Annotated in this window: 19 protein-coding genes and 1 pseudogene; 9 read left to right on the top strand and 11 right to left on the bottom strand. The window is 44.7% G+C overall.

Annotated features, from left to right (window positions below):
- Positions 1-20: 20 nt before the first annotated feature.
- Complete coding sequence (locus SO_RS15905; protein WP_011073269.1) at positions 21-3,305, top strand: S41 family peptidase; 3,285 nt, start codon at positions 21-23, stop codon at positions 3,303-3,305.
- A 104-nt stretch (positions 3,306-3,409) separates the two neighbouring features.
- Here SO_RS15905 and SO_RS15900 read toward each other — a convergent pair whose 3' ends face one another.
- The 5 genes from SO_RS15900 to SO_RS15880 form a co-directional block, all read right to left on the bottom strand.
- A complete protein-coding gene (locus SO_RS15900) occupies positions 3,410-3,838 on the bottom strand; it encodes a hypothetical protein (protein WP_011073268.1) in 429 nt (142 codons plus the stop codon).
- A gap of 141 nt (positions 3,839-3,979) precedes the next feature.
- Positions 3,980-4,417, bottom strand: coding sequence for an OsmC family protein (locus SO_RS15895; RefSeq protein WP_011073267.1), 438 nt, complete (start codon positions 4,415-4,417; stop codon positions 3,980-3,982).
- A gap of 113 nt (positions 4,418-4,530) precedes the next feature.
- Positions 4,531-4,884 (bottom strand): DUF3325 domain-containing protein, encoded by a 354-nt coding sequence (locus SO_RS15890; protein ID WP_011073266.1) that lies wholly within the window; start codon positions 4,882-4,884, stop codon positions 4,531-4,533.
- Positions 4,881-6,560 (bottom strand): PepSY-associated TM helix domain-containing protein, encoded by a 1,680-nt coding sequence (locus SO_RS15885; RefSeq protein WP_011073265.1) that lies wholly within the window; start codon positions 6,558-6,560, stop codon positions 4,881-4,883. Before SO_RS15885 ends, SO_RS15890 begins: the two co-directional genes overlap by 4 nt.
- 1 nt (position 6,561) lies before the next feature.
- The gene (locus SO_RS15880; protein ID WP_011073264.1) at positions 6,562-6,930 is read right to left on the bottom strand and encodes a DUF3649 domain-containing protein; all 369 of its coding nucleotides are present in this window, start codon (positions 6,928-6,930) and stop codon (positions 6,562-6,564) included.
- 380 nt (positions 6,931-7,310) lie between these two features.
- On the opposite strand from SO_RS15880, the gene SO_RS15875 reads away from it, so the two are divergent.
- The 3 genes from SO_RS15875 to SO_RS23265 all read left to right on the top strand — a co-directional run bounded on the left by SO_RS15875 (position 7,311) and on the right by SO_RS23265 (position 10,012).
- Positions 7,311-8,879, top strand: coding sequence for a methyl-accepting chemotaxis protein (locus SO_RS15875; RefSeq protein WP_011073263.1), 1,569 nt, complete (start codon positions 7,311-7,313; stop codon positions 8,877-8,879).
- A 231-nt stretch (positions 8,880-9,110) separates the two neighbouring features.
- A complete protein-coding gene (hpf, locus tag SO_RS15870) occupies positions 9,111-9,467 on the top strand; it encodes a ribosome hibernation-promoting factor, HPF/YfiA family (RefSeq protein ID WP_011073262.1) in 357 nt (118 codons plus the stop codon).
- 404 nt (positions 9,468-9,871) lie between these two features.
- The gene (locus tag SO_RS23265) at positions 9,872-10,012 is read left to right on the top strand and encodes an isochorismatase family protein (protein WP_238560605.1); all 141 of its coding nucleotides are present in this window, start codon (positions 9,872-9,874) and stop codon (positions 10,010-10,012) included.
- Positions 10,013-10,076: 64 nt separating this feature from the next.
- Here SO_RS23265 and SO_RS15860 read toward each other — a convergent pair whose 3' ends face one another.
- The 3 genes from SO_RS15860 to SO_RS15850 form a co-directional block, all read right to left on the bottom strand.
- On the bottom strand, positions 10,077-10,799 hold the full coding sequence (locus SO_RS15860) for a YebC/PmpR family DNA-binding transcriptional regulator (RefSeq protein ID WP_011073261.1): 723 nt from the start codon (positions 10,797-10,799) through the stop codon (positions 10,077-10,079).
- A gap of 287 nt (positions 10,800-11,086) precedes the next feature.
- Complete coding sequence (locus tag SO_RS15855) at positions 11,087-12,289, bottom strand: IS256-like element ISSod4 family transposase (protein WP_005054087.1); 1,203 nt, start codon at positions 12,287-12,289, stop codon at positions 11,087-11,089.
- 250 nt (positions 12,290-12,539) lie between these two features.
- Positions 12,540-13,699, bottom strand: a protein-coding gene (locus SO_RS15850; protein ID WP_141135407.1) for an IS3-like element ISSod1 family transposase whose coding sequence is annotated in 2 segments (ribosomal slippage) — positions 12,540-13,450 and positions 13,450-13,699 — 1,161 coding nt in all. Because the reading frame shifts where the segments join, the coding sequence is not laid out codon by codon here.
- A gap of 244 nt (positions 13,700-13,943) precedes the next feature.
- On the opposite strand from SO_RS15850, the pseudogene SO_RS15845 reads away from it, so the two are divergent.
- Together SO_RS15845 and SO_RS15840 are read left to right on the top strand one after the other, a co-directional pair.
- Positions 13,944-15,305 (top strand): annotated as a pseudogene (locus SO_RS15845) (methyl-accepting chemotaxis protein); the annotation flags it as partial.
- Positions 15,306-15,623: 318 nt separating this feature from the next.
- On the top strand, positions 15,624-15,848 hold the full coding sequence (locus SO_RS15840; protein ID WP_011073260.1) for a TIGR02922 family protein: 225 nt from the start codon (positions 15,624-15,626) through the stop codon (positions 15,846-15,848).
- A 154-nt stretch (positions 15,849-16,002) separates the two neighbouring features.
- On the opposite strand, the gene SO_RS15835 is transcribed toward SO_RS15840, so the two are convergent.
- Positions 16,003-16,584 carry a TetR/AcrR family transcriptional regulator gene (locus SO_RS15835; protein ID WP_011073259.1) on the bottom strand — a complete coding sequence of 194 codons (582 nt, stop codon included), beginning with the start codon at positions 16,582-16,584 and terminating at the stop codon, positions 16,003-16,005.
- Positions 16,585-16,713: 129 nt separating this feature from the next.
- Here SO_RS15835 and SO_RS15830 point away from each other — a divergent pair, with 129 nt between their 5' ends.
- A complete protein-coding gene (locus SO_RS15830; protein ID WP_011073258.1) occupies positions 16,714-17,781 on the top strand; it encodes an alkene reductase in 1,068 nt (355 codons plus the stop codon).
- A gap of 76 nt (positions 17,782-17,857) precedes the next feature.
- Here SO_RS15830 and SO_RS15825 read toward each other — a convergent pair whose 3' ends face one another.
- The gene (locus tag SO_RS15825; protein WP_011073257.1) at positions 17,858-20,278 is read right to left on the bottom strand and encodes a Lon protease family protein; all 2,421 of its coding nucleotides are present in this window, start codon (positions 20,276-20,278) and stop codon (positions 17,858-17,860) included.
- 541 nt (positions 20,279-20,819) lie between these two features.
- Here SO_RS15825 and SO_RS15820 point away from each other — a divergent pair.
- On the top strand, positions 20,820-23,459 hold the full coding sequence (locus SO_RS15820) for a sensor domain-containing protein (protein ID WP_011073256.1): 2,640 nt from the start codon (positions 20,820-20,822) through the stop codon (positions 23,457-23,459).
- Between the two features lie 107 nt (positions 23,460-23,566).
- Positions 23,567-24,796: a DEAD/DEAH box helicase gene (locus SO_RS15815; RefSeq protein ID WP_011073255.1), complete on the top strand. Its 1,230-nt coding sequence runs from the start codon at positions 23,567-23,569 to the stop codon at positions 24,794-24,796.
- Positions 24,797-24,929: 133 nt separating this feature from the next.
- Here SO_RS15815 and SO_RS15810 read toward each other — a convergent pair whose 3' ends face one another.
- A complete protein-coding gene (locus SO_RS15810; RefSeq protein WP_011073254.1) occupies positions 24,930-25,439 on the bottom strand; it encodes a hypothetical protein in 510 nt (169 codons plus the stop codon).
- Positions 25,440-25,603 lie beyond the last annotated feature (164 nt).

Genomic DNA, 25,603 nt, shown 5'->3' with positions numbered 1-25,603 from the left:
CAATAGGATAGAGACTACACATGAAACTTCGTCACTCAGTTGCCTGCTGCATGCTCGCCCTCGGCACTTTGTCTGCAGCTCAAGTGTTTGCAGCACAATCGACTAGCAATCAAGGTTATTACCGTGCTCCGGCTTTACATGACCAGACCTTAGTGTTTACGGCTGAAGGGGATCTTTGGACGCAAACCCTCGGCCAAAAGGCGGCGACGCGGTTGACCACCTTACCAGCTGAAGAACTCGGCGCGGCAATTTCTGCCGATGGTAAATGGGTGGCCTATGTGGCGAATTACGAAGGTGCGAGTGAGGTTTATGTTATTCCCGTGACTGGCGGTGTCGCAAAACGGGTGAGTTTTGAGAATAGCCGAGTGCGAGTGCAAGGGTGGACCTCTAAGGGAGAAGTGCTTTATTCCACCGACGCTGGTTTTGGCCCCGCGAATAATTGGATGTTGCGTCTTGTTAATCCCGAGAGTTTAACCACAACCGATCTGCCCTTGGCCGATGCGGTGGAAGGGGTGATCGATGCCAATCATCAGTATGTTTATTTTACCCGTTTCGGCCTGCAGGTGACGGGTGACAATGCGAAGGTGTATCGCGGCGGGGCTAAGGGCGAATTATGGCGCTTTAAACTGGGTGGTAAAGACGAGGCGCAGTTACTCAGTGGACAGCACCAAGGCTCTGTCCGCCAGCCGATGCTATGGCAGGACCGACTCTATTTTATTAGCGATAGCGATGGTAACGACAATCTCTGGTCAATGGCCCTTGATGGTAGTGATGCTAAACAGCTAACCCAATATAAAGATTGGCAAATGCGCGGGGCGCGCATGGACCAAGGTAACGTTGTCTTTCAACTAGGGGCGGATATTCATGTTTTTGATATCGCCTCTGCTAAGGATTCATTATTAAACATTGAATTAATTTCAGATTTTGCCCAGCGCCGCGAACATTGGGTAAAAGATCCTATGGATTATGCTACCTCCGCTAATCTTGCCCTTGCTGGCGATAAAGTCGTTATTACTGCCCGTAGCCATGTGGCTATTACTGGGATTGATGGCTCGCGGTTAGTGCAAGTGGCGCTTCCTGGTACTTACAGAGTACGAAATGCCATCCTGAGTCAGGATGGCAAATCGGTTTATGCCATCAGCGATATGACTGGCCAGCAGGAAATTTGGCAATTTCCTGCTGATGGAACCAGTGGTGCTAAACAGTTGACCAAGGATGGCCATACCTTAAGAATGTCGCTGAGTTTATCTAACGATGGTCGCTATCTTGCCCATGACGATAACGACGGTAGTGTGTGGTTATTGGATCTAAAGAAAAATACCAATCAAAAAATCATTAGTAATGGTGAAGGCCTTGGTCCCTATGCCGATATCCGTTGGTCCGGCGACAGCCGTTTTATCGCACTAACTAAATCTGAAATCGGTAAGCAAAGGTCGCAAGTCGTGCTTTATTCGGTGGATGAAAATAAGGCGCAAGCGCTCACCAGCGATAAATATGAATCCTATTCGCCGACCTTTAGCAGCGATGGCCAGTGGTTATATTTCCTTTCTAATCGCCAGTTTACCGCAACCCCAAGCTCGCCTTGGGGGGATCGCAATATGGGGCCCGTTTTTGATAAACGTAGCCAGATTTTTGCGATTTCTTTAGTGAAAAATGCCAAGTTCCCCTTCAGCAAACCAACTGAGTTGACGGCAAAAACGGCTGAAAAAGCCGAATCGAAAGATAAACCGACTCCCGTAAAAATTGATTGGGCGGGGATCAGTGAGCGTCTATGGCAAGTCCCAGTCGATTCAGGCAATTATAGCCAGCTATCTGCTATTGAAGATCGTTTGTATGTACTTGACCAAGCTATTGGTGACGAAAGCCAACCTAACCTCATGACGGTTAAGTTTACCGAGCAGCGTCCTAAAGCTGAGGTGTTTGCTGAAGATGTGGCTAACTACAGTGTCTCAGCTGACGGTAAGAAGTTGTTACTGCGCAAAAAAAGCAATGAAAAGTCGCTGATAATTGTTGATGTGGGCGATAAGTTGGGTGATACCGACAATGCCAAGGTACAGACTGACCAGTGGCAATTAGTAATTTCGCCAACCTTAGAGTGGCAACAAATGTTTGAAGATGCATGGTTAATGCATCGAGATTCTTTCTTTGACAAAAATATGCGCGGTCTCGATTGGCTGGCGACTAAGGCCAAGTATCAACCACTGCTCGATCGCTTAACTGACCGTAATGAATTAAACGACATCTTTATGCAGATGATGGGCGAGTTAGATTCACTGCACTCGCAAGTGCGTGGCGGTGATTTGCCTAAAGATCCTGATGCTGCGAAAGGGGCGAGTTTAGGCGCGCGGCTGCAACAAACCAGCGATGGGGTGAAAATTGCCCATATTTATCGTAATGATCCCGAACTGCCGAGCCAAGCTTCACCCCTAAGCCGTATCGAAGTCGATGCCAAAAAGGGCGATCAGTTACTTGCCATTAATGGCACGCCTGTGACCAATGTTGCCGACGTGACGCGTTTATTACGTAATCAGCAGGATAAACAGGTTCTGCTAGAGCTTAAGCGCGGCGGGCAAAGCCATAAAACTGTGGTAATGCCAGTTAGCACTATGGTCGATAGTCAGTTACGTTATTTAGATTGGGTCAACCATAATGCCAGCGTTGTGACTGAGGCGAGTAAGGGCAAGATTGGTTATCTGCACTTATATGCCATGGGCGGCGGCGATATTGAGAGCTTCGCCCGTGAGTTTTACACCAACTATGACAAAGACGGTTTGATTATCGACGTACGTCGTAACCGCGGCGGTAATATTGATAGCTGGATCATCGAAAAATTATTACGCCGAGCTTGGGCTTTCTGGCAGCCAACCCATGGCACGCCCAATACCAATATGCAGCAAACCTTCCGTGGGCATTTAGTGGTGTTAACGGACGAGCTGACCTACTCCGATGGCGAAACTTTCTCTGCGGGGATCAAGGCACTAGGAATTGCACCGCTGATCGGTAAACAAACTGCCGGGGCGGGTGTATGGCTATCGGGTCGTAATACCTTAACCGATAAAGGGATGGCGCGAGTTGCTGAATATCCACAATATGCCATGGATGGACGCTGGATTCTTGAGGGACATGGTGTTACGCCGGATATTGAGGTCGATAACTTACCCTTTGCCACTTTTAATGGCCAAGATGCACAGCTTGAAACCGCCATTAGTTATCTGAAGGATGAGTTAATAAAGCAGCCGATTCCTGCATTGAAGGCACAACCAATGCCAGCTAAAGGTATGGCAGAAGATATAAAAGCTAAGTAGCTAGCTTTTAAATGAATTTAACTGAAATTTAAGTTAATTCAGTTAAGCTAACCCTGTTCAATGTTTGGGCGTTGTCTGGTAGTTCCCAAGACAACGCCCATTTTTTATGCCCACTCATTAATACTCTCACTGGCATCAACATAAGCTTGCATGGTACTGACTTGCTGTTGGTTCGCCATTTGCGCCACAGTTGCTTCTCTTGCCGAGTCATTGTGACTCAAATAGTAAGCCGTAGGTGCTGAAATTCCATCGCTGGTTCCCATAGCGATACTGGTCATATCCGAAGCAACCTGAGATTTCATCTTTGCGGCTTGGATATTGGCGTATTGCTCCACGCCAGCCTTTATATTACCTATTTCTGGCGTATTTGGTTGTGGAATAGGGTCAACCCGTGTCAGTTCTTTGGCCTCATCGGAAAGCGTCACTGTGGTGGCGCTAGACGAAGCTGGATTTGTGACGTTTGGAGTCGATCCTGCTGGCATCGATTGCTTGTTATATGGCATCGAATTACTGTTATAGGGTTGGATCTGCATGGTTGACCTCACTCGTAATGGTGTTACGTAAGTTTAGCATACGGTAACGAAACTGGATCTAAGCTGAACGAGTGTGATGAAATGAAAGAGCGAGACTGAGGTTCATCGGGCAAGCTCATCTGCATGAGCTTGCCCAAAGGATCAAAACTTAATTTGAATATCTGTTGCTAACGTATTGGCAATAAAACAGTTTGCATGAGCTTTTTCGTGAATTTTCTCAAGGGTCTCTTGTGTGACTTCTACACCATCTGCAAAGACGATCTTAGGATTTAAAATCATTTTCGTGATGGCGAGTTTACCCGCCTCATTTTTTCCTAGTTCAGCCGAGGCTTCATCTACATAGGATGTAACAGGGAGACGCTTTAGGTGAGCAATTGCGAGAAAGGTTAGCATATGGCACGACGAGAGGGCTGCGAGTAGGCTTTCTTCTGGATTGACAAAGTGTTCATTACCCTTGTATTCCGGGGCTGAAGAGGCCTGAATCGTCTGGCCGCTGCCAAAGGTAATGCTGTGATCGCGGCAAAATTCGCCTTCTTCGGCAGGCGAAGTTTGCCAATTTACCGTTAAATTAAAGCCCATAGTGTTCTCCTCATTGCAGGACATGAGGGCACTATAACTTAGCTAAAAAGACTTCTCCAGCATGGTGCGCACAGTTTAGTGCGCCATGTTTGATAGTTAATCTGTTTTAATACTTATTGTATTCCACCGCTTAAGAATAAGGTGCCGGTCAATACACAGCTGGTTACTATGCCGACGGGCAGATGACGAGGGCTGTAACTCAAAGTCAAAATCACCAGCATGGCGGCAAGGGAGATAATTCCCATAAACAGAATACTGCCATAGGTCCAGCCTTGCCCGTGGGCGCAGGTGCTCAAACTTATGACTAATAGCAGCCAAGCAAACAGGGTCAGAAGACGACTTTGCCACTGTGATGGTGGGCGTTTAAACACATCCTTACAATGACCAAACTTTGCTAAAGCAAACAGTGCGAGGGAAAGATAGCTTAGCCCTAAAATACCAAGGACGGGGATAAATGCTGGCATCATGATTTTACTTCCTCCAAGGGAGATGAAGTAAGTTCGGTTGCATAAGTGGTCTCAGCGGTTTTTCGGATAGGTTTTTTATCCGAAATGGTATTTTTTCGAGTCGGTTTTGGGAGTGCTGTTGCCACCTCTGAGAGTCTGGTGCTCGCAAAGAGCATTGCTGCACCTAATAAAACAGCAAATACATCAAAACCAACCAAAGCCCATTGTTGAGACTGGATATTATCAATAAAGTGGCTTGGCGATGTTAAGGCATTGAGGATAGGCAGTGCACAGTAGAGCGCGCCAATCAGCATGAGAGCGACTTGCCAATGGCGTCTGCTTCGTCCGATAAATGCCCATACACCCATGGCGCAAAGGGCGATAAAAAAGCTGTGCACTTCCCATGCTGAACGGGTTGCAAAATCGGCAGGCAAGAGACGATTTGCATAGCAAAATGCTACGGCGCCCAATGGCAAGCCTAAGATAAACATAAAGTTTAACCCTTCGACTAAGCGTAGACCTAGGCCGGCTTTCTCGCCTTTATCGATTACCTTTTGCTGTTTCTGGCGCAGACGAATCGCCCACATTAAGGTGCCTGTTGCCACCATGGCGCAGCCGAGTAGGCCACAGAAAAAGAATAGAATGCGCAGCAGCGGCGCGGCAAAACGGGCAGTGTGAAGCGACATCATCGTATCGTAGGTTACAACGGCACCAGATACCTCGTGAGGGCTGGCATACTTAAGCTCTCCCGTGACGCCACTGAATACTAACAGTGTTGATTCATCCGTAACGTCTTTGCCGGTGTTTTGATAAAAAGTGACTTGGCTATTTTGATCTTTGGGATTTGAAACTGTCACTTGCTTAATCGGTGCATCACCCCATTGGGCTTGAACTCGGGGCAAAAGTTGGCTCAAACGAACCTGTTCAGCCTTGATACCAGAGGCTTTTTCAGTTTGTCTTGCCGGATTGAGTTCTTTTAAAAATGCTTGATTATCCTCTGGATAGGCTGTGCTTACCGTCCATGGAATGTAGATCAGCATTAAGGTAATCAGGCCAGTATAGGTAATCATCAGATGATAGGGCAGGGCAATTACAGAGCTTACATTATGGGCATCGAGCCAAGAGCGCGCGCCCTTGTTTTGACGGAAACTAAACAGATCCTTAAAGATGCGCTTATGGATAACGATACCGCTGATCAGGGCGATCAACATAAACATAGTACAAACACCTACGATATAGCGCGCTGTAATAGCGGGCATATAGTGTAGGTCGAAATGTAAGCGATAGAAGAAGTCGCCACCACGGCTGTCGCGCACATGGGTAATCATGTCGCTGCTATCCGCAAGCGCGGTATGTTGCTCTATTTTGCCACGGCGTTGGCCTTTTTCGGGTGGCAGTTGCCAAGCAAAACTGAGCATTGGGTTGCGCTGGGTCGGAAAGTTAATTAACCAGCGTTGTGCTTCAGCGGGAGAGTGGTTCTCGATATAGTCTTGACCTTTATCAAGCTGGCTGACTACTTGGTTTGCTTGATAGTCTTGAAATGCGCCGCGGTGAAGTTCTGGCTCAGCCCATAGGCTGATTTCATGGCGGAAATAACTTAAGCTGCCAGCAAAGAAGATCAGCAATAATACCCAGCAAACGAGTAAACCCGCCCAAGTATGGAGCCAAGATAAGGTTCTAAAAAAAGTTTCTTTCATCTTACTGTCCACACACCTTAAGCAGAGCAAAACATAGGAGGCTAAATAACGTCAGATCCCGCCACGCATGCCAGGTTTTTCGAACACAAAAAGCATAAATAATGGCGATGGCATAAAATAAAAAAGCCAACATGTTGGCTGTTAAAGTACTTTCAAAGCGCGGCATAGGTAGCACTTGGGTAAGCAAACAGGCCAGCGTTGCTGCAGCAACATAGCCCGCTAGTAAGGCGGCACTTGCACGCACAAACACCTGCAAACCAAACTGAGTTTGCTCTTGTTTTATCCAGCGAATGGCGGCTTGAACATAACCCGAAATAGGTCGAACAGCTGTCGCTGATATGGGGGAATTTGATGTTGGTAGCTGTGGCATAAGTGCTATTTATTTCAGTCAATATAAATCTATTAAGGCAAATACCAATCTAGCTATGGTTGAAGGTGTTTAGCTTTTATCGTGAGGTATTTGTCGATTTTCTGAAGATTATAACGCATTTAATTTAAATGATAAACAATATCATTTGCATTTGTTGATGCTGTGCACAAATGTAGTCAACACATTTTGATGACTTGCTCGCGTTATAATTAACCCTGTGCGAGAGGTCACAAATGTTTGGTTTTATTAATGAGATTGATCTTACTTGTTTAGTATTTAGTTAAATTTTCTATTTCCAGTGTGAACTTAATCAAAGTAGGTATTCTGTCGTTTTGGCAAAATCCTGTGCAACTTTCACTTGGAGTCAATTCGATATCCCTATGCAAACACATTCAAAAAAAGGTGAAAAACACCTATCTGAAAACGCGATACTTCTCTCTACGACCGATCTGAAAGGAAATATTAAGTACGTTAATCAAACCTTTTCGCAGATAAGTGAATATAGCGTTGCTGAGTTGCAAGGGAGTCCACACAATATCGTGCGCCATGAGGATATGCCTGCCGCTGCCTTTAAAATGCTTTGGGATAGAATTAAAACTGGCAAACCTTGGATGGGGATCGTCAAAAATAAGACCAAAAATGGTAGTTACTATTGGGTAAATGCCTATGTCGCGCCTGTGTATGAAGATGGTAAAATCCATGAATATCAATCAGTTCGTCGTCAGGCTACTCCAGAGCAAATCAGGGCAGCAGAAGAGGTTTATCTGGCAATCAATCAAGGTAAACAAGCTAAGACATTAAAAAAAGACCGATTAGGATTTAGGGGGAAAATCCTCACCGCTATGTTTGTTGCTATTGCTGCAACGGCATCTCTGGCGTGTTATTCCCCCCTCTTAGCGGCTCTTGTGGGTGGTTTAATCGCTTGGTTTTTGTGGTACAAGCTGATGCAGCCTTTGCAGGCATTGGTTAGCGTTGCCACTAATATTATTGATGATCCTGTGGCTATGGGGATTTATACCGGCAGGCAGGATGAAATCGGTAAAATTGATCTTGCTCTACGATTTTTAATCTCTGAAATCGGTGGTGTCGTGGGCCGTATGGCGGATTCAGCCAGTGAAATTCAAGAGCAGAGTGTGAATCTTAAACAAACCATCACCAATACCTGGGAACATGCCGATAGTCAGAGCGCACAAACCACACAGGCTGCGACGGCGATGGAGCAAATGAGTGCCAGTTTTGCTGAGGTGACGGATAATATCCACCGCACTGCATCTGAAATGGTCTCCAGCCATGAAGCAGCGCAGCGCGGCCATTCACGGCTTGAAACTGTCATTGAGGCGATTCACCAACTGAGTGTACAGGTGAGCCATTTTTCCGATGTGGTGCAAACGATAGAGCAAGATAGCCAAGCAATTCATCAAGTATTAGAGGTTATCCGCGCTATTGCCGACCAGACTAACCTGTTGGCGCTCAATGCGGCGATTGAAGCGGCGCGGGCAGGGGAAAGTGGCCGGGGTTTTGCCGTGGTTGCCGACGAGGTGAGACAATTATCGAGCCGCACCAGCCAATCGACATCGCAAATTGAGCTGATTGTGAGTCGCTTTAGAGACAGTACCCAAAGAGCGACCTCAACGATGACGGCTGGGCAAGAACAGGTTAAACGCTCCGTTTCCTTAGCGCAGGATGCCAGCGTTGCTTTTGGTGAGCTATTGTCCTCTATCTCCCGAATCAATTCCTTAAGTGATGATAATGCGGCGGCCATGACCCAACAGACAACTGTGGCGGCAGAGATCAGCCGTGCAATCCATGTGATCAGCGATTTAGCTCAACAGAGTCTACAGCAGACTCAAGATGCCGCGGCAAGGGGTGAGCAGGTATCACGTTTGTCTACCAAAACTCATCACCTCTCGCAGCAGTTCTGGCAGCAGAGCGTACAGCGTAAGTATTAAATTATTTGAATCGAGCTGGTTGATTGAATTATGCCTGCTGTTTACAAATCAACCAGTTATTCATTTTTTTAGTTCCCTTGTTGTGTCATTTCTTTGATAGGTCTCACATTTAGTAACTGCTAATACCTGTTTTAGTCGAAATATTTGCCTAGGGGCTTGTGTTTTATTTGCCATGCCCCAAGCTCTAACTGTGAAGCGAAAAAAAAGTAAAGACTCTAAAAGGGACAACCTATGAAAATTAATCTTTCTGGTCACCATGTCGATGTTACTGATTCTGTAAAAGAACACGTTAACGAAAAGTTTTCTAAAATCGCCACTCATTTCCCCACACTCATCGGGCTCGATATCATTATTGCTAAGGAGCATGGCGAGTTTCAGGTTGAAATTCGAACAAATTACGAAGGCAGTCGCATCTCCGCCTCTGGTACGGATGAAGTCATGTATCCCGCGATTGCAAACGCCGCCAAAAAACTTGATGCAGCACTTAAACATCGCAAAGGTCAGCTAAAGGCGGATTTACATGAAAAACCGACTTGCACTACGCCACCTATTGCCCATGAAATCATCCAAGAGATGGATTTGCGCTAGTTTCTCGCAGTAGTAAGCAGATTGAAAAGGGCCTTTATGGCCCTTTTTCGTTGGTGTTGTTTATTAAATTAACCTGAGCCCGGGATAAGTAGAGCCGCTGAATAGGCATCTTTTCGGGCCTCTCTGAGTTGCTCTGTCTAACCATAGCTCGATATGGCGTACGACAGAGCGCCTTGATATGCGCAAAAATCTGCGCATTCAGTCAGAAAAAGACTCTTCTTATCAAAATAATCATTTATAGCATTGATTTAGTTTGTTAAATTTAGATTTTTCGACACTCGTTACCCCGAGTTCAGGTTAATTAATGAGTTAGCAATCAATCCTAAAGTGGATAATATCTTTGAAAAACTAAGCCTAGTTGTTTTTCTCAAACGGGGTTTGCCGAGGCGTTAGCCCATCAGGGGATTACTGACTTAGTGATAGTGGGAATGAATACTCAATATTGTATCGATACCAATTGTCGGATTGCAGCTGAACTTGGTTGGAAGGTGGTATTAGTTGCCGATGCTCATACTTGTATGGATACGGCGCAACTCTCGGCGTAGGCAATTATTGTCTGCAAATAAAAACGCAGCTCAATGGCTGCGTTTTTATTTAGTAAGATTTTAATTAATCTTGAATTTCAGCATTGTGATACACGTTTTGTACGTCGTCACAATCTTCTAATGCAGCGATAAATTTATCGAATACTGCCACATCCTCACCGGACACAGGGGTCATGGTTTGAGGCACGAAAGTGATGTTCTCAACTTCAAAGTTGATATCTGGCATTGCATCCGTCAGTGCCGTTTTAACTTTGAAAAATTCGGTGTGTGGTGCGATAACGCTGATCATGCCATCTTCTACTTCGACATCGTTCACATCGACATCGGCCATCATTAGAATTTCGAGGATGGCATCTTCATCTTCACCGGGGAAAACGAACACGGCAGATTGGTCAAACATGTGGCCTACGGTACCGGGTGTACCGAGTTTGGCATCGTTTTTCACAAAGGCTTGACGGACTTCAGTGAAGGTACGTTTCACGTTATCGGTTAAGCAGTCCACAATAACCATGCAGTTACCTGGGCCGAAACCTTCATAACGGGCTGTATCATAATCTTCACCGCCACCACCTTTGGCTTTATCGATAGCACGCTCGATAACGTGGGCTGGTACTTGATCTTTCTTCGCGCGCTCAATTAAGCGACGCAGTGATAAGTTACCATCTGGCTCGACACCACCTTGCTTGGCGACTACGTAAATTTCCTTACCGTAGCGCGAGTAGAGGCGGGTTTTCTGGCCAGCTGTTTTCGCCATAGATTCTTTACGGTTTTGATATGCTCTGCCCATCTTGATCTCGTTAGCTCAAAAAAATTGCGCCGATATTAGCAGTTTTCTCGCGGTATGTGCAGTCACTCTGCTCGGAATTATTGCCAATAAAGCGATGAATACCACATTTTGTCAGCTAAAAATGACGGGCATTTTTGGGGGCTATTTATTGGATAATTCTGCCAAATCTATACTAAGGTCTAATGCCATAAGCTCGATAGAGCACTGAAGATTGGCTATCGCTCTAAAATAATGCATGAGTGAATAGTTCAATTGAGGGCGTTCAAAATTCTGTGTCAGGCTAATTTTTAAATTTCTAGCACGCTATCTAAACGTCCTTCAAAATAAATCGCTAACTGAGATAAACAAAGGCTCCAATTGTGGATTGGCATGGTCCATTTATCTGAGGCGTTTAATATGCCTGCGTAAAGTAGCTTCAACAAGCTATTTTCATTAGGAAATGCACCTTTGGTTTTGGTGAGCTTTCTAAATTGGCGATGTACAGCCTCAACCGCATTGGTCGTGTAAATCACTTTCCTGATATGTTCTGGGTACTTAAAATAATGGGACAAATTATGCCATTTGCGACGCCAAGAGTTGATTACCAACGGATAAGCATCACCCCATTTGGCCTCCAGTTCGTCCAATGCCATCTCTGCGGCTTCTTTACTCACGGCTCGATACACAGGCTTTAAATCAGCCATAAACGCTTTCTGATTTTTTGAGGCGACATACTTCATTGAGTTGCGGATCTGGTGGATAACGCATAGCTGTGTTTCCGTATGAGGGAAGATACTGGCTATGGCCTCAGGGAAACCGGTCAAGCCGTCAACACAGGCGATAAGAATATCTTTTACACCACGATTATTAAGATCGGTCAGTACGGATAGCCAGTAATTAGCGCCTTCATTTTCGGACAAGTGAAGCCCCAAAATTTCCTTTTTTCCTTTCATATTAAGCGCTAACAATGTGTAAACGGCTTTACTGACGTAACGCCCATCCTCTTTGACTTTATAATGTATCGCATCAAGCCAAACGATAGGATAATGGCTATCTAATGGGCGCTGTTGCCACGCTTTAAGTTCGGGGATGAGTTTGTCAGTGATAGCACTGACTGTTGCGTTAGACACATTGAGCCCATACATATCTTCAACATGTTGATTAATATCGCGATAGCTCATACCTATACTGAACATCGATAACACTTTACGTTCGATTTCATCGGTTAGTGTAGTTTGATTTTTCTTAATCAACTGAGGCTCAAAGGTGCCATTGCGGTCTCTAGGCGCGTCTAACTCAAAGTTACCGGACGGATGCTTAATGGTCTTAGGGGTTTTGCCATTTTTACGATTAGGCTGAGGATCATGCGCTAAATGCTGCTCAAGCTCAGCCTGGAGAGCCGCTTCAGTGAGTTGCTTGATCAGTGGGCCAAGAATGCTGTCTTTACCTGTGAGGCTTTTACCTGACTGCAGATCTTTAAGGGCTTGTTCGAAGTTAAAAGGTTGGGTCATGTGTCATTCCTGTTTTTGAATATTTTACTGAAATGACACAGAATTATGAACACTACCGTTCAATTTAGTCAGAGAGATACAATCACTTACGCCGCTTTCAAATTTGTCTATTTTACTTGCTGTAGCGACTCAAATAGCAATGGATGGTAAGTGAATATTCGTATCTTATTTTGCTTGTGCGTTTTCTCGGTGAAAAACAATATGGAATTACAACATAAAACATCATCGCACTGAGTTTAGTCTGTACTGGTCAACCCAAACTGGACACTTTTACTTGAGAATTCTCAAACTCTACAGGTGACAGATCGTTATTAGCAGAATGAAGTCGCTCCAAGTTGTAATATTTGATGTAAGCCGTCACATCTTGCTTCATAAACTCCCTTGTTGGTTGAGCAACTTTAAAAATCCAATCGTGTTTCAAGCTACCAAAGAATCGCTCAACAACGGCATTATCCCAACACGCACCCACATCACCCATGCTGGCTCGGATACCATAGCTCGATAGCAGCCTACCGAATTGTTTACTGGTATATTGCGAGCCTCGGTCACTGTGAAATACCAGCCCTCGCGCTGGTTGTCGCAGGTTGTAGGCTTTTATTAATGCCTTGGATATCAAATCTGTGGTCATGCGTTTGTCTATGCGCCATCCCACAATCCGGCGTGAATATAAATCCATCACCACAGCTAAGTACATCCAGCCTTCACCCGTCTTTAAATAGGTCACGTCACCCGCCCAGACCTGATTAGCCGATACTGGATTAAAGTTCATGTTTAACAGGTTATCAGCCACTGCATCTGAGTGTTTTCGCTGTGTCGTCACCTTGTAAGCACATCGCTGGGTTGCTTTGAGTCGAAGGCGGTGCATAATTTTACGAACGAGATAGCGACCAACCTGGTAGCCTTCCTTGCGCAATTTCTTCACCATTTCACGATTCCCTAAGCTGCCTCGACTTTGCTTAAATAGCTGTCGAACAAGGCGATAAAGCTTCAGTGTTTCAACGCTTATCACGTTTGCAGGGCGTTTATGCCAATCGTAATAGCCTGACTTACTGACACTCATTACTCGACATAACAGTGTTATGGGAAACAGGTGAGATTGCAGTTTGATGAAACGAAATCTTACTTCATTTCTCTCGCAAAGAAGGCGCTTGCCTTTTTTAGAATTTCTTTCTCCATGCGTAATTCTTTGTTTTCTCTACGCAATCGCTTCAACTCATCACGCTCAGACTCTTCTAAGGTGATGCCTTGTTGCAGGGCTTCGTGTTTTTCCTTCCAGTTGTAAAGCAGGCTCGTGCTAACTCCAAGAGACTTTGCCGCATCGGCAACGCTATAACCTTGCTCCAGCACCATCAAGACGGCTTCATCTTTAAATGCCTGCGGATAACTCTTATGTGATTTTTTCAGACTCATATAGACCTCTTAATTTATTGACCATACTGTCTCAAAATTAAGTGTCCGATGGGATTAGACCAGAACAGTCTTAGTCGTATTTTGTAGCCTTTTACTCAACGCCATCTCCCTCTCAGGTTTAACACATGCCTTGGTTTTAGAGGGGATAGTTTGTGTTTGGGTGTTATGGATTGTTAAGCATGTTTTGAGTCACAAGGCGCAAACATCAAAGGAAGATATTCTTAAACTCAATAGGTTAAGCTCCGCTGAACATGATATTAGTGTCCAAACCAGTAAGATTGCGATTGGTTCAGCTGAGGTCTCACATTTTATTGATTTATTGAAAAAATCCATTGAGTCTAATGGCGAACATGCGAGTGCTATCGCGGTAGCGGCTGCGCAATTGAGTAATACGACTGCTTTGCTTGGGGATAATGCGAGTAGCATTTTAGTCCAAACTCAGGAGGCAGAGCGCTTGAGTGTGCAAGGCCGAACTCAAGCACAAAAGGGCGTGTCTGCTATCGAATCATTAAATACGGATATCAACACAGCCGCTCAGCAAGTGCTGGCCTTAAAGTCAAAAGCTGAACAAATTCAAAAAATCACCGAAGTCATTAATGCGGTGGCTGAACAAACAAACTTACTGGCGTTGAATGCGGCCATTGAAGCAGCGAGGGCGGGAGAGCAAGGTCGTGGTTTTGCGGTAGTGGCAGATGAGGTGCGAAGCCTTGCCGGAAAAACGGCAGGTGCAACTCAGGATATCGGTAAAATGTTGCTCGAAATTCGTGCGGAAACAGATAAAAGTTCGGCCTTAATGGAGCGAGTTGTTCTACAAACTGCTGATGTTGTTAGGGCGATAGCGGCGTTAGATAGCCATTTTACTGATATCTCAACCTCTGTGACTCACTCGGCGCATGCCCTCGGGGATATGGAAGACTCCCTTAAACAATATAATCACACCACCAATGAGATTAGTACCTCGGTAGCACAGATCCGAGACTCATTGACAGTGACGGGTAGACAAAGCATGGTGGTTTCTGAGCAGGCGTTTACCCTCACATTAACAACGGAAGGCATATTTAAAGCGCTGTCGCACTGGGACACTCAAACCTTTGATCAACAAGTGCTATTACTCGCTAACGAAGCGGCAAAAGCTTGCGGCGAGAAACTTGCTCAGGGATTAGCTAACGCTAGTTTTACTGAGGCGGAACTCTTTAATCCTAAATATCAGCCTATTGCGAATACCCAGCCACAAAAATATACCACTGCATTTGACCGCTTCACCGATCAATATTTTCCCGCCATTCAAGAACCGATTCTTGCTAAACATAGTGAGATTATTTATGCCGGAGCCGTTGATAAAAAAGGTTATTTCCCAACCCATAATAAGTGCTTTAGCCAAGCATTAACGGGTAAAGTTGAGGTTGATATGGCGAAAAATCGCACAAAACGCTTATTTAACGATCCTACAGGTATCCGCTGCGGGACCCATACAGATCCCGTATTACTACAAACCTATAAACGAGATACTGGTGAAGTTATGCATGATTTATCAGTGCCAATTTATGTAAATGGCAAACATTGGGGCGGATTTAGAATCGGGTTTAAAGCGAAGTCGCTTCAGTAATATAAAAAGTTAGTGTTTTTATTCTATTTTATGAATAACTACTCACTAGGTGTTGTTGATGAGATGTGATCGGTTGCGCGAATTTGAGTAACAAAATAGAAATAGATTGGCATCTATTTGCTGAAGTGCTTAAATAGCTAAGCATTCATGGCGCGATGATATTTTTATCAGCTGTATAAGTTTATGTCGCTTTGGATTTTTAGTTGATTGATTTTAAATGGTAAAAAATCTTTGACTTTTGTTGTTATAAGAGATGAAGGGAGACTCTTGCCACTTTGATCGATTGCAGTAGATTCTGCTTAATGTGAGTTAAAGGTTATGCAAGCAACACAAGCGACAGTTACCGTTTTGTATTATGATGCACCAGTCGGGTTAATTATGCACAACGCGGTGTTACAAGATTTACCCGTAAGTGAGTCTGGCCGTGTAATGATCCCTACCAGTTTTCGAAAAGGAAAATCCATCATTGCCGTGCTAGAAGGTGAATGCAAGATATTGAACTCACTGGGTGAGCGGGTTTTTGCGCAGGCAAATATCGGTTAATTAAAACAAGAATTGTACATGCAAAATACCTACATAAAGGACGATAAAGCTGATTTATCGTCCTTTTGCTTTATGTTTATTCAGCGCTTAAATTTGATGGAAATGGCGGCCTAACGAGTGAAAATATTTTAGTCTTTATTTATAAAACAAGCAGTTATCTGCAAACATCATCAAACAGTTTGTTGGCTAATTGTTGCAATATCTCTGCCTGCGGATGAGTGTGAGCGAAGGTTCGTAAGCCATAAATGCCCATCATTAGGTATTGTGCTCTTTGCTCGCTATTGAGCTCTCCCTGCAATATCCCCTGAGATGTTGCCAGTTCAAATTGTGCGGTGAGTGCGTTCTGCCATAGCTGTAAATTCTGGCTGATAATATGTTGAATCTCATCATCTTGTTCTGCGATTTCATTTAATGCCTTGGTGAGTAAACAGGCTTGCTGGCTATCGCAACTGATACATTCGACGACTACATTGTCTAAGTAGTTTTTTAAATTATTAAGCACTGGTCGAGTGTTGGAGAAGATAAGCTTAAACTGCTCGTTTCTATCCTGTTGATATTGCTCGATTGCGGCAATGAGCAACCCACGTTTATTACTAAAGGCGCAGTAAATGGACCCAGGGTGCAGTCCGGTGGCTTGGGTAAGGTCCTGCATGCTGGTTTTGGTATATCCTTTTCGCATAAAGGCGGCCATTGCCCCTCTGAGCACTTGTGCCCTATCAAACTCTGCATTTCGCATTGCATTCTTACCTCTAACCTATACTTGCCGGAGATTCTACCTAATATTGAACAAACATTCAAAAATGTTCTTGAATGATCATTCAAATAGTAATATCTTGAACGTACATTCAAGAATGGGGTTAAACCAATGACGATAGAAAATACAGTTAACTCAGTAGAAAATTTATTCGACACCTACAAGCTTAATGACACCATTACCTTAAAAAACCGTATCTTAATGGCGCCATTAACGCGCTGTATGGCCGATGCAAATTTGGTTCCTACCGATGATATGGTGGCTTACTATGCACGCCGTGCTGAGGCGGGGTTGATTATCTCCGAGGCCACCATTATTCGCCCTGATGCCCAAGGCTACCCAAATACTCCTGGTATTTTTACTCAAGCGCAAATTGCAGGCTGGCGTAAAGTGACCGATGCAGTGCATGCCAATGGCGGTAAGATTTTTGTGCAATTATGGCATACGGGCCGTGTTGCTCATCCGCATTTCTTCGGTGGTGGTGATGTGCTGGCTCCTTCTGCTCAGAAAATTGAAGGCAGTGTGCCAAGAATGCGTGAACTCACCTATGTGACGCCAAAAGCCGTAACAGTTGAAGATATTCAGGGGCTGGTGCGTGATTATGCCAAGGCGGCTGAGAATGCGATTGAAGCGGGGTTCGATGGTGTTGAGATCCATGGTGCCAATGGCTATTTGATTGATCAATTCTTACATCACGACAGTAACCGTCGAACCGATGAATATGGCGGCACACCTGTAAATATGTCGCGGTTTGCCTTAGAAGTTGTCGATGCGATTATTGCGCGTATTGGTCACGACAGAACAGGCCTTCGTATTTCCCCCGGGGCCTATTTCAATATGGCAAGTGATAGTCGTGACCGTGTTGTTTTTGATTACTTACTTCCTGAGTTAGAAAAGCGCGATCTGGCCTTTGTGCATATCGGTATTTTCGATGACAGCATCGAATTTGATTACTTAGGCGGCACAGCATCAAGTTATGTGCGTGCTCACTATGGCAAAACGCTAGTCGGTGTAGGCAGCTATAGTGCAGAGACTGCAAGCAAGGCAATTGCAGAGGATAAATTTGACTTAATTGCAATTGGTCGCCCCTTTATTGCTAACCCTGATTATGTGGCTAAAGTGCGTAACAGCGAGGAGCTGGTGGCTTATAGCGACGAGATGTTAGCAAGTTTAATTTAAGGCTTATATCGTAACGCTGATAAAAGGGTTAGCTAAGCTAACCCTTTTGGTTTGTGTATTTGTTGTTTAATCGAGACTATGAATTGGTTTTACTGAGTGCTCTTAAGGCATTAAGTTTTTGCTGGGCAATGCCAAAAATGCACTCCGGTGCATATTGATCTATGTGTTTACTCTCATTGGTTTGTACTGTTGCTGCGGTTTTACCTAATAGCAAGGTCATCGCTTGAGTGACATGGTTAATCGCCCAAATATGGAATTCACCACGTTCAACTGCTTCAACAATATCTTGGCGTAACATTAAGTTAGCGATATTCGACTCGGGAATAATCACCCCTTGACTCGAGGTTCTGCCCTTGATTTGACACACATCGAAAAAGCCTTCAATTTTCTCATTAACGCCGCCGATAGGTTGAGCCTCACCAAACTGATTCATTGAGCCAGTAATGGCAATATCTTGTCTTAAGGGCAACTCACTGATGGCCGAGATAATGGCACAGCATTCGGCCATTGAAGCACTATCACCATCGACACCGCTGTAGGATTGCTCGAAGGTGAGGTAAGTGGTGAGGGGAATTTGCGCGGTTTTACCTAACACCGAGGCTAAATAGGCGGTGAGGATCAGTACGCCCTTAGAATGAATACGCCCACCAAGTTTGACCCTGTGTTCGATATCCAGGACTTCCCCCTTGCCATAAGCAGTCGTGGCAGTGATACGATTAGGCAGACCAAATTGATGTTCTGAAGTGGAAACAACAGATAATGCATTGATTTGACCAACGACTTTATCGTGAGTATTGATTAGCGTCGTGCCATTAACAAAGCTTTCCATAATATTGTCGTGTAGACGGGAGACGCGCTTCTGTTGATTTTTTAGCGCTTGTTCAACATGTTGTTTTTCAATTCGCTTACTTGATACGGCTTTAGCGCAAAAGTTTGATTCCCGTAATAGGTTGGCAATATTGGCGGAGTGGAGCGAGAGCTTTTGTTGATCCTGCGCCTCACGTGAGCTGTATTCAATGATGCGTGCAATGGCGCTGCGGTCGCAGTGCAACATGTTGTTATCGTGGACGATACTGGAAATAAATCGGGCGTAGTGGGCTTCGGAGGCGTCACTTCTGTCCATGACATCTTCAAAGTCGGCAGTTACCCTAAATAGTTCAATGAAATCAGCATCATAATGCTGTAATAGTTGATAGGTTTCATGGTCACCAAATAGGATGATTTTTACATCCAGCGGGATCGGTTCCGGTGCTAATGAAATGGTGCCCGACAGTGAGACTTCCCGCTCTAATGAACTCAGATCCAACTTGCGAGAGCGTAATGCTCGCTTTAAACCATCCCAAACATAGGGGCGTTCAAGCACTTTTATGGCGTCCATTAACAGTACGCCGCCGTTTGCCTTGTGTAAGCTACCAGGGCGGATCAATGAGAAGTCGGTAAACACTGTGCCTCTAAAGGTGGCGTTTTCAACATAACCAAACAGGCTGTGGTAGCTAGGGCTTTCTTCTACGACGATGGGGTATTTCTGCTCGCCTTGGCTCACAAGTACATTGACCTGATAACGGCGGGGCATTTTCTTTTCAAGTGAGGCGTAGGCAAGGGCGAGTTGTTCTTCACTTTCTTCAAGGAAAATATCTAAATTACTTAGGATATCTGCCTGCATGCCGGTTAAAAATGCTCTGACATCAGGTTGGTGTTTGTATTTATCCTTCAAAGGTTTAAAAAAGTGTACCAACACATCCTTAGCAACTTGTTCATCGTGTTCCTGCTGGGTATCACTAAACTCTTCTTCCCATTCGGTATTTTGGCGGATAATGCTTCTTAGTTTTACTTCTAGCCCATTGATATTACTTTCAAATTGATTACGCTCGGCTTCAGTGAGGGCGCTGAAAGTGGCTTCATCATGGGGCTCGTCACCGTTGAGGGCGATCATTTGATAATCCCCCTGCATGGTTAAACTCAGACTAATGTTTTTTTGTTTTGCTTCTTCACTTAACTCTGTGAGTACGGCTTCTTGTTTTTGTGTCAGTTGGCTTTTGAGTTTTTCTGCCCTTGCATAATACATTTCGTTATCAAAGGCTAAGGGTAATGCCCTCACCAATTTGAGCATAAGTTTTTCGATGGATTTCTTAAATTCTAGCCCCGTACCTGCGGTGAGTTTTAATACTTTGGGGCTACGGGTATCGTCAAAGTTCACCACATAGCACCAGTCAAATAACGCGGGTTCAATCGGATCATGGCGATTGAGATAGCGCAACATCATGGTGCGTTTACCGAGACCATTTTGTCCGATAGCGTAAATGTTATAGCCCTTTTCTTTGATCCCCATGGCAAATTCTACCGCCTGCTGGGCGCGTTCTTGACCGACAATATCATCAAGTGGCGTGAGCTGGGCAGTAGAGTGGCATTCAGCACTAAGCTGTTGAAGTTCGGACCTTCGATAAATCTGCTGACTCGTTAATGGGATGGCGGGTACGACTGTAGGCACGGTAGGCATAAAGATCCTTGTTTTTCTTCCTGATTATTTCCATTGTAGACAATAGGATAATGTTATTGTCAATGAAAATGCGGTAATTTCTGTTCAAATAATCTTGCGCGAGCGTACTGCTGTCTTGAAATGCGGATTTGTTTGTTCTGGTAGATTGATGCATACAAAATCAAGACAAGTAAGTTTGTAATCGAATGCAAATGACTGTTGGCTAAATCGTTCGTAGTTTGTCCATTTTTTGAACACTGTCAGCTTAACCTTTACCAGTAAGCGTTCTGTTTGTTGCGATGCTGTTTAAATCGCATTATCTGAACAAAGTAATCAGCAAATAAGTCAAATATTTATGTATTAGTGAATGACGATGATTGAGTGTCTGCGGTAATATCTGCGAACCAGATGTAGGATTGTTACTCGTTTTGGCTGTTGAACCTAGTATTGGTTACCGTCTGATGGTGAGTTATCAATGGTTGCTGTAAGTGCTGTGTTTTAGTGGAGGGCGCTTTTAGCTCTCAGTTAACATGGGATTGTAGAGGCTATAGTTAGTAAGCTTATGATTGATTGTGCAATTTCACAAAAGCAGTTAACAGATTGGGCAAATGACTTACAGTTGGTTGCCGATATCACTCAGTCATATGCGGTGATTTTAAAAGTGAATGCAGCAGGTGAATATCGTCAGTTAATCCAGTCTGAACTGTGCCAACAAGATGATATTGAAGCACTAATACGGCATTTTAATCATAAAGCACATTTAAACCTTTACCAAAACGCCACGCCTAAAGTTAATACCTCATCTACCCGCGCCGCTCCCCATAATCCTTTCAACGAATCAAGCACCTTTAGCCAGTACCAGGTCAATCTTCCAGTGGATGTGCGCCATGCTGCTGCATATCAACAGGCGTTGATCCCAGATGTAAAAGCGATGCCCCAGTGGCGTGATGCAGGGCTTGGAAGCTTGATTTATCTGCCCATTATCTGGAGTTCTGGCGCGCATTTTGGCGTATTTTGTTTATATCATAAGGCGGCTTTGCAGTTAGATGATAAGGCGCTGCAACTCGCATCCCTTACTGTAAATAGTCTGCAGCTTAATTTGAGCGAGTTGCATAGAGCGCAACGACAACAAATGACCGTGTTACGCGGTGATGCACAATCGATTGATATTATTGACTTACAAACCTTTATCGACAGTTTTGAAGAGCATATTTGGGTCAAAAATACCGAGGGTGTTTATACCATTTGCAACCAAAGTGTTGAAAAAGCTTGGGATTTACCCCGCAGTGACATTGTCGGCAAGACGGACGAAGATTTATTTGGCAAAGCGATTGCAGATATTTTTCTCAATGGTGACAGGCTCGCCATTGAGGCTGGGGCGCCGATTATTGTTGCTGAATGTTTGGATGGTGAAAATAAAAACAACCACCTATGGCTTGAAACCCTCAAACTCCCCGCCTTAACGCCCGATGGAGAATTGGCGGGGGTGATAGGCATGACCCGTAATATCTCTAAACATAAAGAAGTGGAAGAACAACTTACCCTCGCCACCAATGTTTTTAAACACTCCTTCGAAGGTGTCGTGGTGACAGATAGGCACGGTAATATTACCGATGTTAATGGTGCCTTTTATGAGATCACGGGGTACTCGCGGGAAGAGTTACTTGGGCAAAATCCACGCTTATTTAATTCTGGCCGCCACGAGAAAGCCTTTTTTGAAACCATGTGGAATAACTTACTCGGAGGCGGTAAGTGGAATGGTGAAATTTGGAATCGGCGTAAAGACGGCACTATTTTTCCGCAAAATATCACGATCAGTGCCATTTATGATGAGGTGGGGGAGATCCGCTATTTTGTCGCAGTATTTGCCGATATCTCCGCTCAAAAACAGAGTGAAGCGCAGCTTGCTCATTTAGCTTATTTTGATCCACTTACCCACTTACCTAATCGCATGAAGTTGATGATACAGCTTAAGCAAGAAATTATGCATGCGAAAAGGCTTAATTCACAGTTAGCGACAGTCTTTATCGATGTCGATTTGTTTAAACACATTAATGACAGTTTTGGCCATAGCATTGGCGATGAAATGCTGGTGGAACTTGCAAAGCGCCTTCGTAGCCAGTTGCAAGAGCAAGACGTGTTGTCACGGATTGGTAGCGATGAGTTTGTGGCGCTGATCTCGGGCATTCAATATCATGAGGATGCAACCGCGGCAATTAACCAATTACGACAAGTGTTTGAGCAGCCCTTTGTGGTAAGCACTGGGGATCATTTGCGTTTAACCGCCACCATGGGAGTATCCCTCTACCCAAGTGATGGGAGTAACGCCGATACGCTGTTACGCAATGCTGATGCTGCCATGTATCGTGCTAAGAGTGAGGGGCGAAATAACTATGCCTTTTACACTGAATCGTTAACCAAAGAGTCAATCGAACATTTAAAATTGCAGAGTGCGCTCTATGGTGCGCTTGAGCAAAATGCGTTGTATTTGATGTATCAGCCCAAAGTGGATCTAGTGACCCGTAAAACTGTTGGTGTTGAGGCGCTATTGCGTTGGAACGATCCGATTTTAGGGCAAATTTCGCCGAGTGTGTTTATTCCCGTCGCCGAGAAAAGTGGCTTAATTTACGATATTGGTTTGTGGGTGCTTGAAACCGCCTGTCAGCAAGGCGTGCATTGGTTGGCCGCGGGTAAACAGTTTGGTCGGATTGCGGTTAACGTCGCAGGGCAGCAGTTGCAACGCAACTCCTTTGTAGAGGATGTAAAACGTATCCTAACGCAAACTGGCTTACCTGCCACTTGTCTGGAGCTTGAAGTGACTGAAAGCGTGATGATGAACAATCCAGATGTTGCGATACGTGATTTAAAATTGTTAGGCGATCTGGGCATCGTGCTTTCAGTGGATGATTTTGGTACAGGTTATTCATCACTTAATTATTTGAAAAAGCTTCCCATTCATAAGCTTAAAATCGATCAGTCCTTCGTTCGCGATATTCCCTTCGATACCAACAATACCGCCATTGCTAAAGCGGTGATTGTACTTGGCCATGCTTTAAAGTTAGAAATCGTGGCTGAAGGCGTCGAAACTGCTGAGCAAGCCGACTTTTTAACTCAAAACCTTTGCGATCAAGCACAGGGTTATCTCTTTAGTCGCCCACAATTACCGGCGGATGTTGAGGCCTTTTTTACCAAACTTAAGTAATAATTAGGCCGTGATTGAGCTGCATGATGTGACTGAGGCGATCGTAAACTGGTCGCTGTCAGTCCGGTCTGCTAACATTGCGACATGATTGCTTTTGGTGATGTTTCATGTCTTTTAGCGCGCTTTCTTTAAATACCCAATTAGTGGACACCTTAGCTGAACTTGGCTATCAGCAGCCAACGCCTATTCAAGTCGAGGCTATTCCCGCGATCTTAACAAAACAAGATGTCATGGCGGGGGCTCAAACAGGAACGGGGAAAACCGCAGCCTTTGCCTTACCGATTCTGCAGTTGTTAATGGCTGATAACCAAAGCGATCACGCGGCGAAAGCAATCCGCGCCTTAGTTTTAGTGCCGACGAGGGAGTTGGCACTACAAGTTCAGCAAAGCTTTGTAAAATATGCGAAAGGAACAGATATTCGTGTAGGGATTGCCTATGGCGGAGTCAGTATTGAAGCGCAGCAAGCGGTGTTTAACGCAGGGATTGATGTCTTGATTGCAACCCCTGGCCGCTTGCTTGATCATTTGCGTCAAGGTGCACTTAATCTTAACCAATTGAACACACTGGTATTTGATGAAGCCGACCGTATGCTTGATATGGGATTTATGGATGAAATCCAAGCCGTGCTAAAACAAGTGCCAGCCCAGAGACAAACCCTGCTGTTTTCCGCCACCTTGGATGATTCGATTTTTAGTTTTAGTAAAAATCTCCTGCGTGACCCCAAACGGATTGAAGTGGCTAAACCTAATACGACCGCAGCCCAGATAGAGCAGCGGGTCTATGCCATTGATAGCGATCGTAAAACTGAATTTGTCAGTCATTTAGTCCGCAGCAAAAACTGGCAGCAAGTGTTGATATTTAGCCGCACTAAACAAGGGGTCGATAAGTTAACAGCCCAACTTAATAAGCTAGGGGTGGCGACGCAGTCCTTCCACGGCGATTTATCCCAAGGTGCACGAGAAAAAGTATTACAGGAATTTAAACAAGGACTTGTGCAAGTCTTAGTTGCCACCGATGTGGCTGCCAGAGGGCTCGATATTGCCGAGCTACAGTATGTGATTAATTTCGAATTGCCGTTTATTGCTGAAGATTATATTCACCGTATCGGTCGAACTGGCCGGGCCGGTAGCGCTGGTTTGGCAATTACGCTTTTTAGCCAAGAAGATGCGCTACTGCTAGAAGAGGTCGAGACACTGCTCGATAAACGTCTGCCACAACAATGGTATCCCGGCTTTGAACCTGATTTTAACAAAATGCTCCCCGAGCCGAGACGCAATAGCAAAGCCGCTCAAAAACAACGGGCTAAAAAACGCGCCTTAGGTGGTAAAAAGCGCTAATTAAGGCGACTAGGGTTGTTTAAGCTTTTATTTGGATAGCGAGCCGCCCTTCGATAGGGCGGACAATCCTTTCGCCAATGGCTTTGCATGACGATGAGGTTGGCTAGTTATGCTTGCCATTCAGCTCGGCCAGTTAACTAAAATACACTTCAGATTGGTTATTGCGTTGCCGCTCTTCATTTTTCTCGGAGGCTTCTCTAATCAGTTTCTCTTTTTTTGCCTGCAGTAATTCAATTTGTTTTGCCTTTTCCTCTTCGGATAAGTTGTTATCGCCAGCTATTTTGGCTATCTCCTCATCTATCTCTTTAAGTTTTTCCCTGTCAACACCAGTGCGTTTGTCGAGGATCGCTAGCATGGCTGCTTCTAATCTATTATCCGGTTTTTTAGTTTCTGTAGCGCCGGCAATATTTTGCACATTGGTGTTGTAGTTTTGTTTGGCGCAGGGCGCTAACTGACTATAAGTATCCCTTGTTTCGGCGTCGCGAGAGTGGTTGCTTGATAGTGTCACAGTATCTTGGGGAGCAGTCGTTTGAGTGCTAGTACTTGCGGCGCCGCTTGATACGGCTTGATTCTGCTGGGTTTGAGCTGATTTTAACTGACTCAGTGCAATTGCCGCATAGCTATTGGTATTGATTACTGTCATGTCCTTATTTCTCCCGAGTTTTGTTTATCGTTTACTTGCCGCGCCAACGGGCCAATAAATTAAGCAATATCAGGGCCAAACTAAGTCGACTTTCGTTGGATTTTTAGGAAGAAATCATTTTTATAGAAATTTGTACAAAAACTTGATCCTTGTACAAGAATGGT

The sequence above is a fragment of the Shewanella oneidensis MR-1 genome (genome assembly GCF_000146165.2).
GTDB lineage: Bacteria > Pseudomonadota > Gammaproteobacteria > Enterobacterales > Shewanellaceae > Shewanella > Shewanella oneidensis.
Note: the sequence above shows the minus strand (reverse complement) of the source record. Positions and strands in the feature narration are given on the sequence as shown.

Bases quoted from the DNA above. Each gene is read 5' to 3' on its own strand.
- SO_RS15890 (WP_011073266.1), bottom strand. From the start codon at position 4,884: ATGATGCCAGCATTTATCCCCGTCCTTGGTATTTTAGGGCTAAGCTAT.
- SO_RS15810 (WP_011073254.1), bottom strand. From the start codon at position 25,439: ATGACAGTAATCAATACCAATAGCTATGCGGCAATTGCACTGAGTCAG.
- SO_RS15820 (WP_011073256.1), top strand. From the start codon at position 20,820: ATGATTGATTGTGCAATTTCACAAAAGCAGTTAACAGATTGGGCAAAT.
- SO_RS15860 (WP_011073261.1), bottom strand. From the start codon at position 10,799: ATGGGCAGAGCATATCAAAACCGTAAAGAATCTATGGCGAAAACAGCT.
- SO_RS15885 (WP_011073265.1), bottom strand. From the start codon at position 6,560: ATGAAAGAAACTTTTTTTAGAACCTTATCTTGGCTCCATACTTGGGCG.
- SO_RS15905 (WP_011073269.1), top strand. From the start codon at position 21: ATGAAACTTCGTCACTCAGTTGCCTGCTGCATGCTCGCCCTCGGCACT.
- SO_RS15815 (WP_011073255.1), top strand. From the start codon at position 23,567: ATGTCTTTTAGCGCGCTTTCTTTAAATACCCAATTAGTGGACACCTTA.
- SO_RS15855 (WP_005054087.1), bottom strand. From the start codon at position 12,289: ATGACCCAACCTTTTAACTTCGAACAAGCCCTTAAAGATCTGCAGTCA.
- SO_RS15895 (WP_011073267.1), bottom strand. From the start codon at position 4,417: ATGGGCTTTAATTTAACGGTAAATTGGCAAACTTCGCCTGCCGAAGAA.
- SO_RS15825 (WP_011073257.1), bottom strand. From the start codon at position 20,278: ATGCCTACCGTGCCTACAGTCGTACCCGCCATCCCATTAACGAGTCAG.
- SO_RS15875 (WP_011073263.1), top strand. From the start codon at position 7,311: ATGCAAACACATTCAAAAAAAGGTGAAAAACACCTATCTGAAAACGCG.
- SO_RS15900 (WP_011073268.1), bottom strand. From the start codon at position 3,838: ATGCAGATCCAACCCTATAACAGTAATTCGATGCCATATAACAAGCAA.
- SO_RS15830 (WP_011073258.1), top strand. From the start codon at position 16,714: ATGACGATAGAAAATACAGTTAACTCAGTAGAAAATTTATTCGACACC.
- SO_RS15840 (WP_011073260.1), top strand. From the start codon at position 15,624: ATGCAAGCAACACAAGCGACAGTTACCGTTTTGTATTATGATGCACCA.
- SO_RS15880 (WP_011073264.1), bottom strand. From the start codon at position 6,930: ATGCCACAGCTACCAACATCAAATTCCCCCATATCAGCGACAGCTGTT.
- hpf (WP_011073262.1), top strand. From the start codon at position 9,111: ATGAAAATTAATCTTTCTGGTCACCATGTCGATGTTACTGATTCTGTA.
- SO_RS15835 (WP_011073259.1), bottom strand. From the start codon at position 16,584: ATGCGAAATGCAGAGTTTGATAGGGCACAAGTGCTCAGAGGGGCAATG.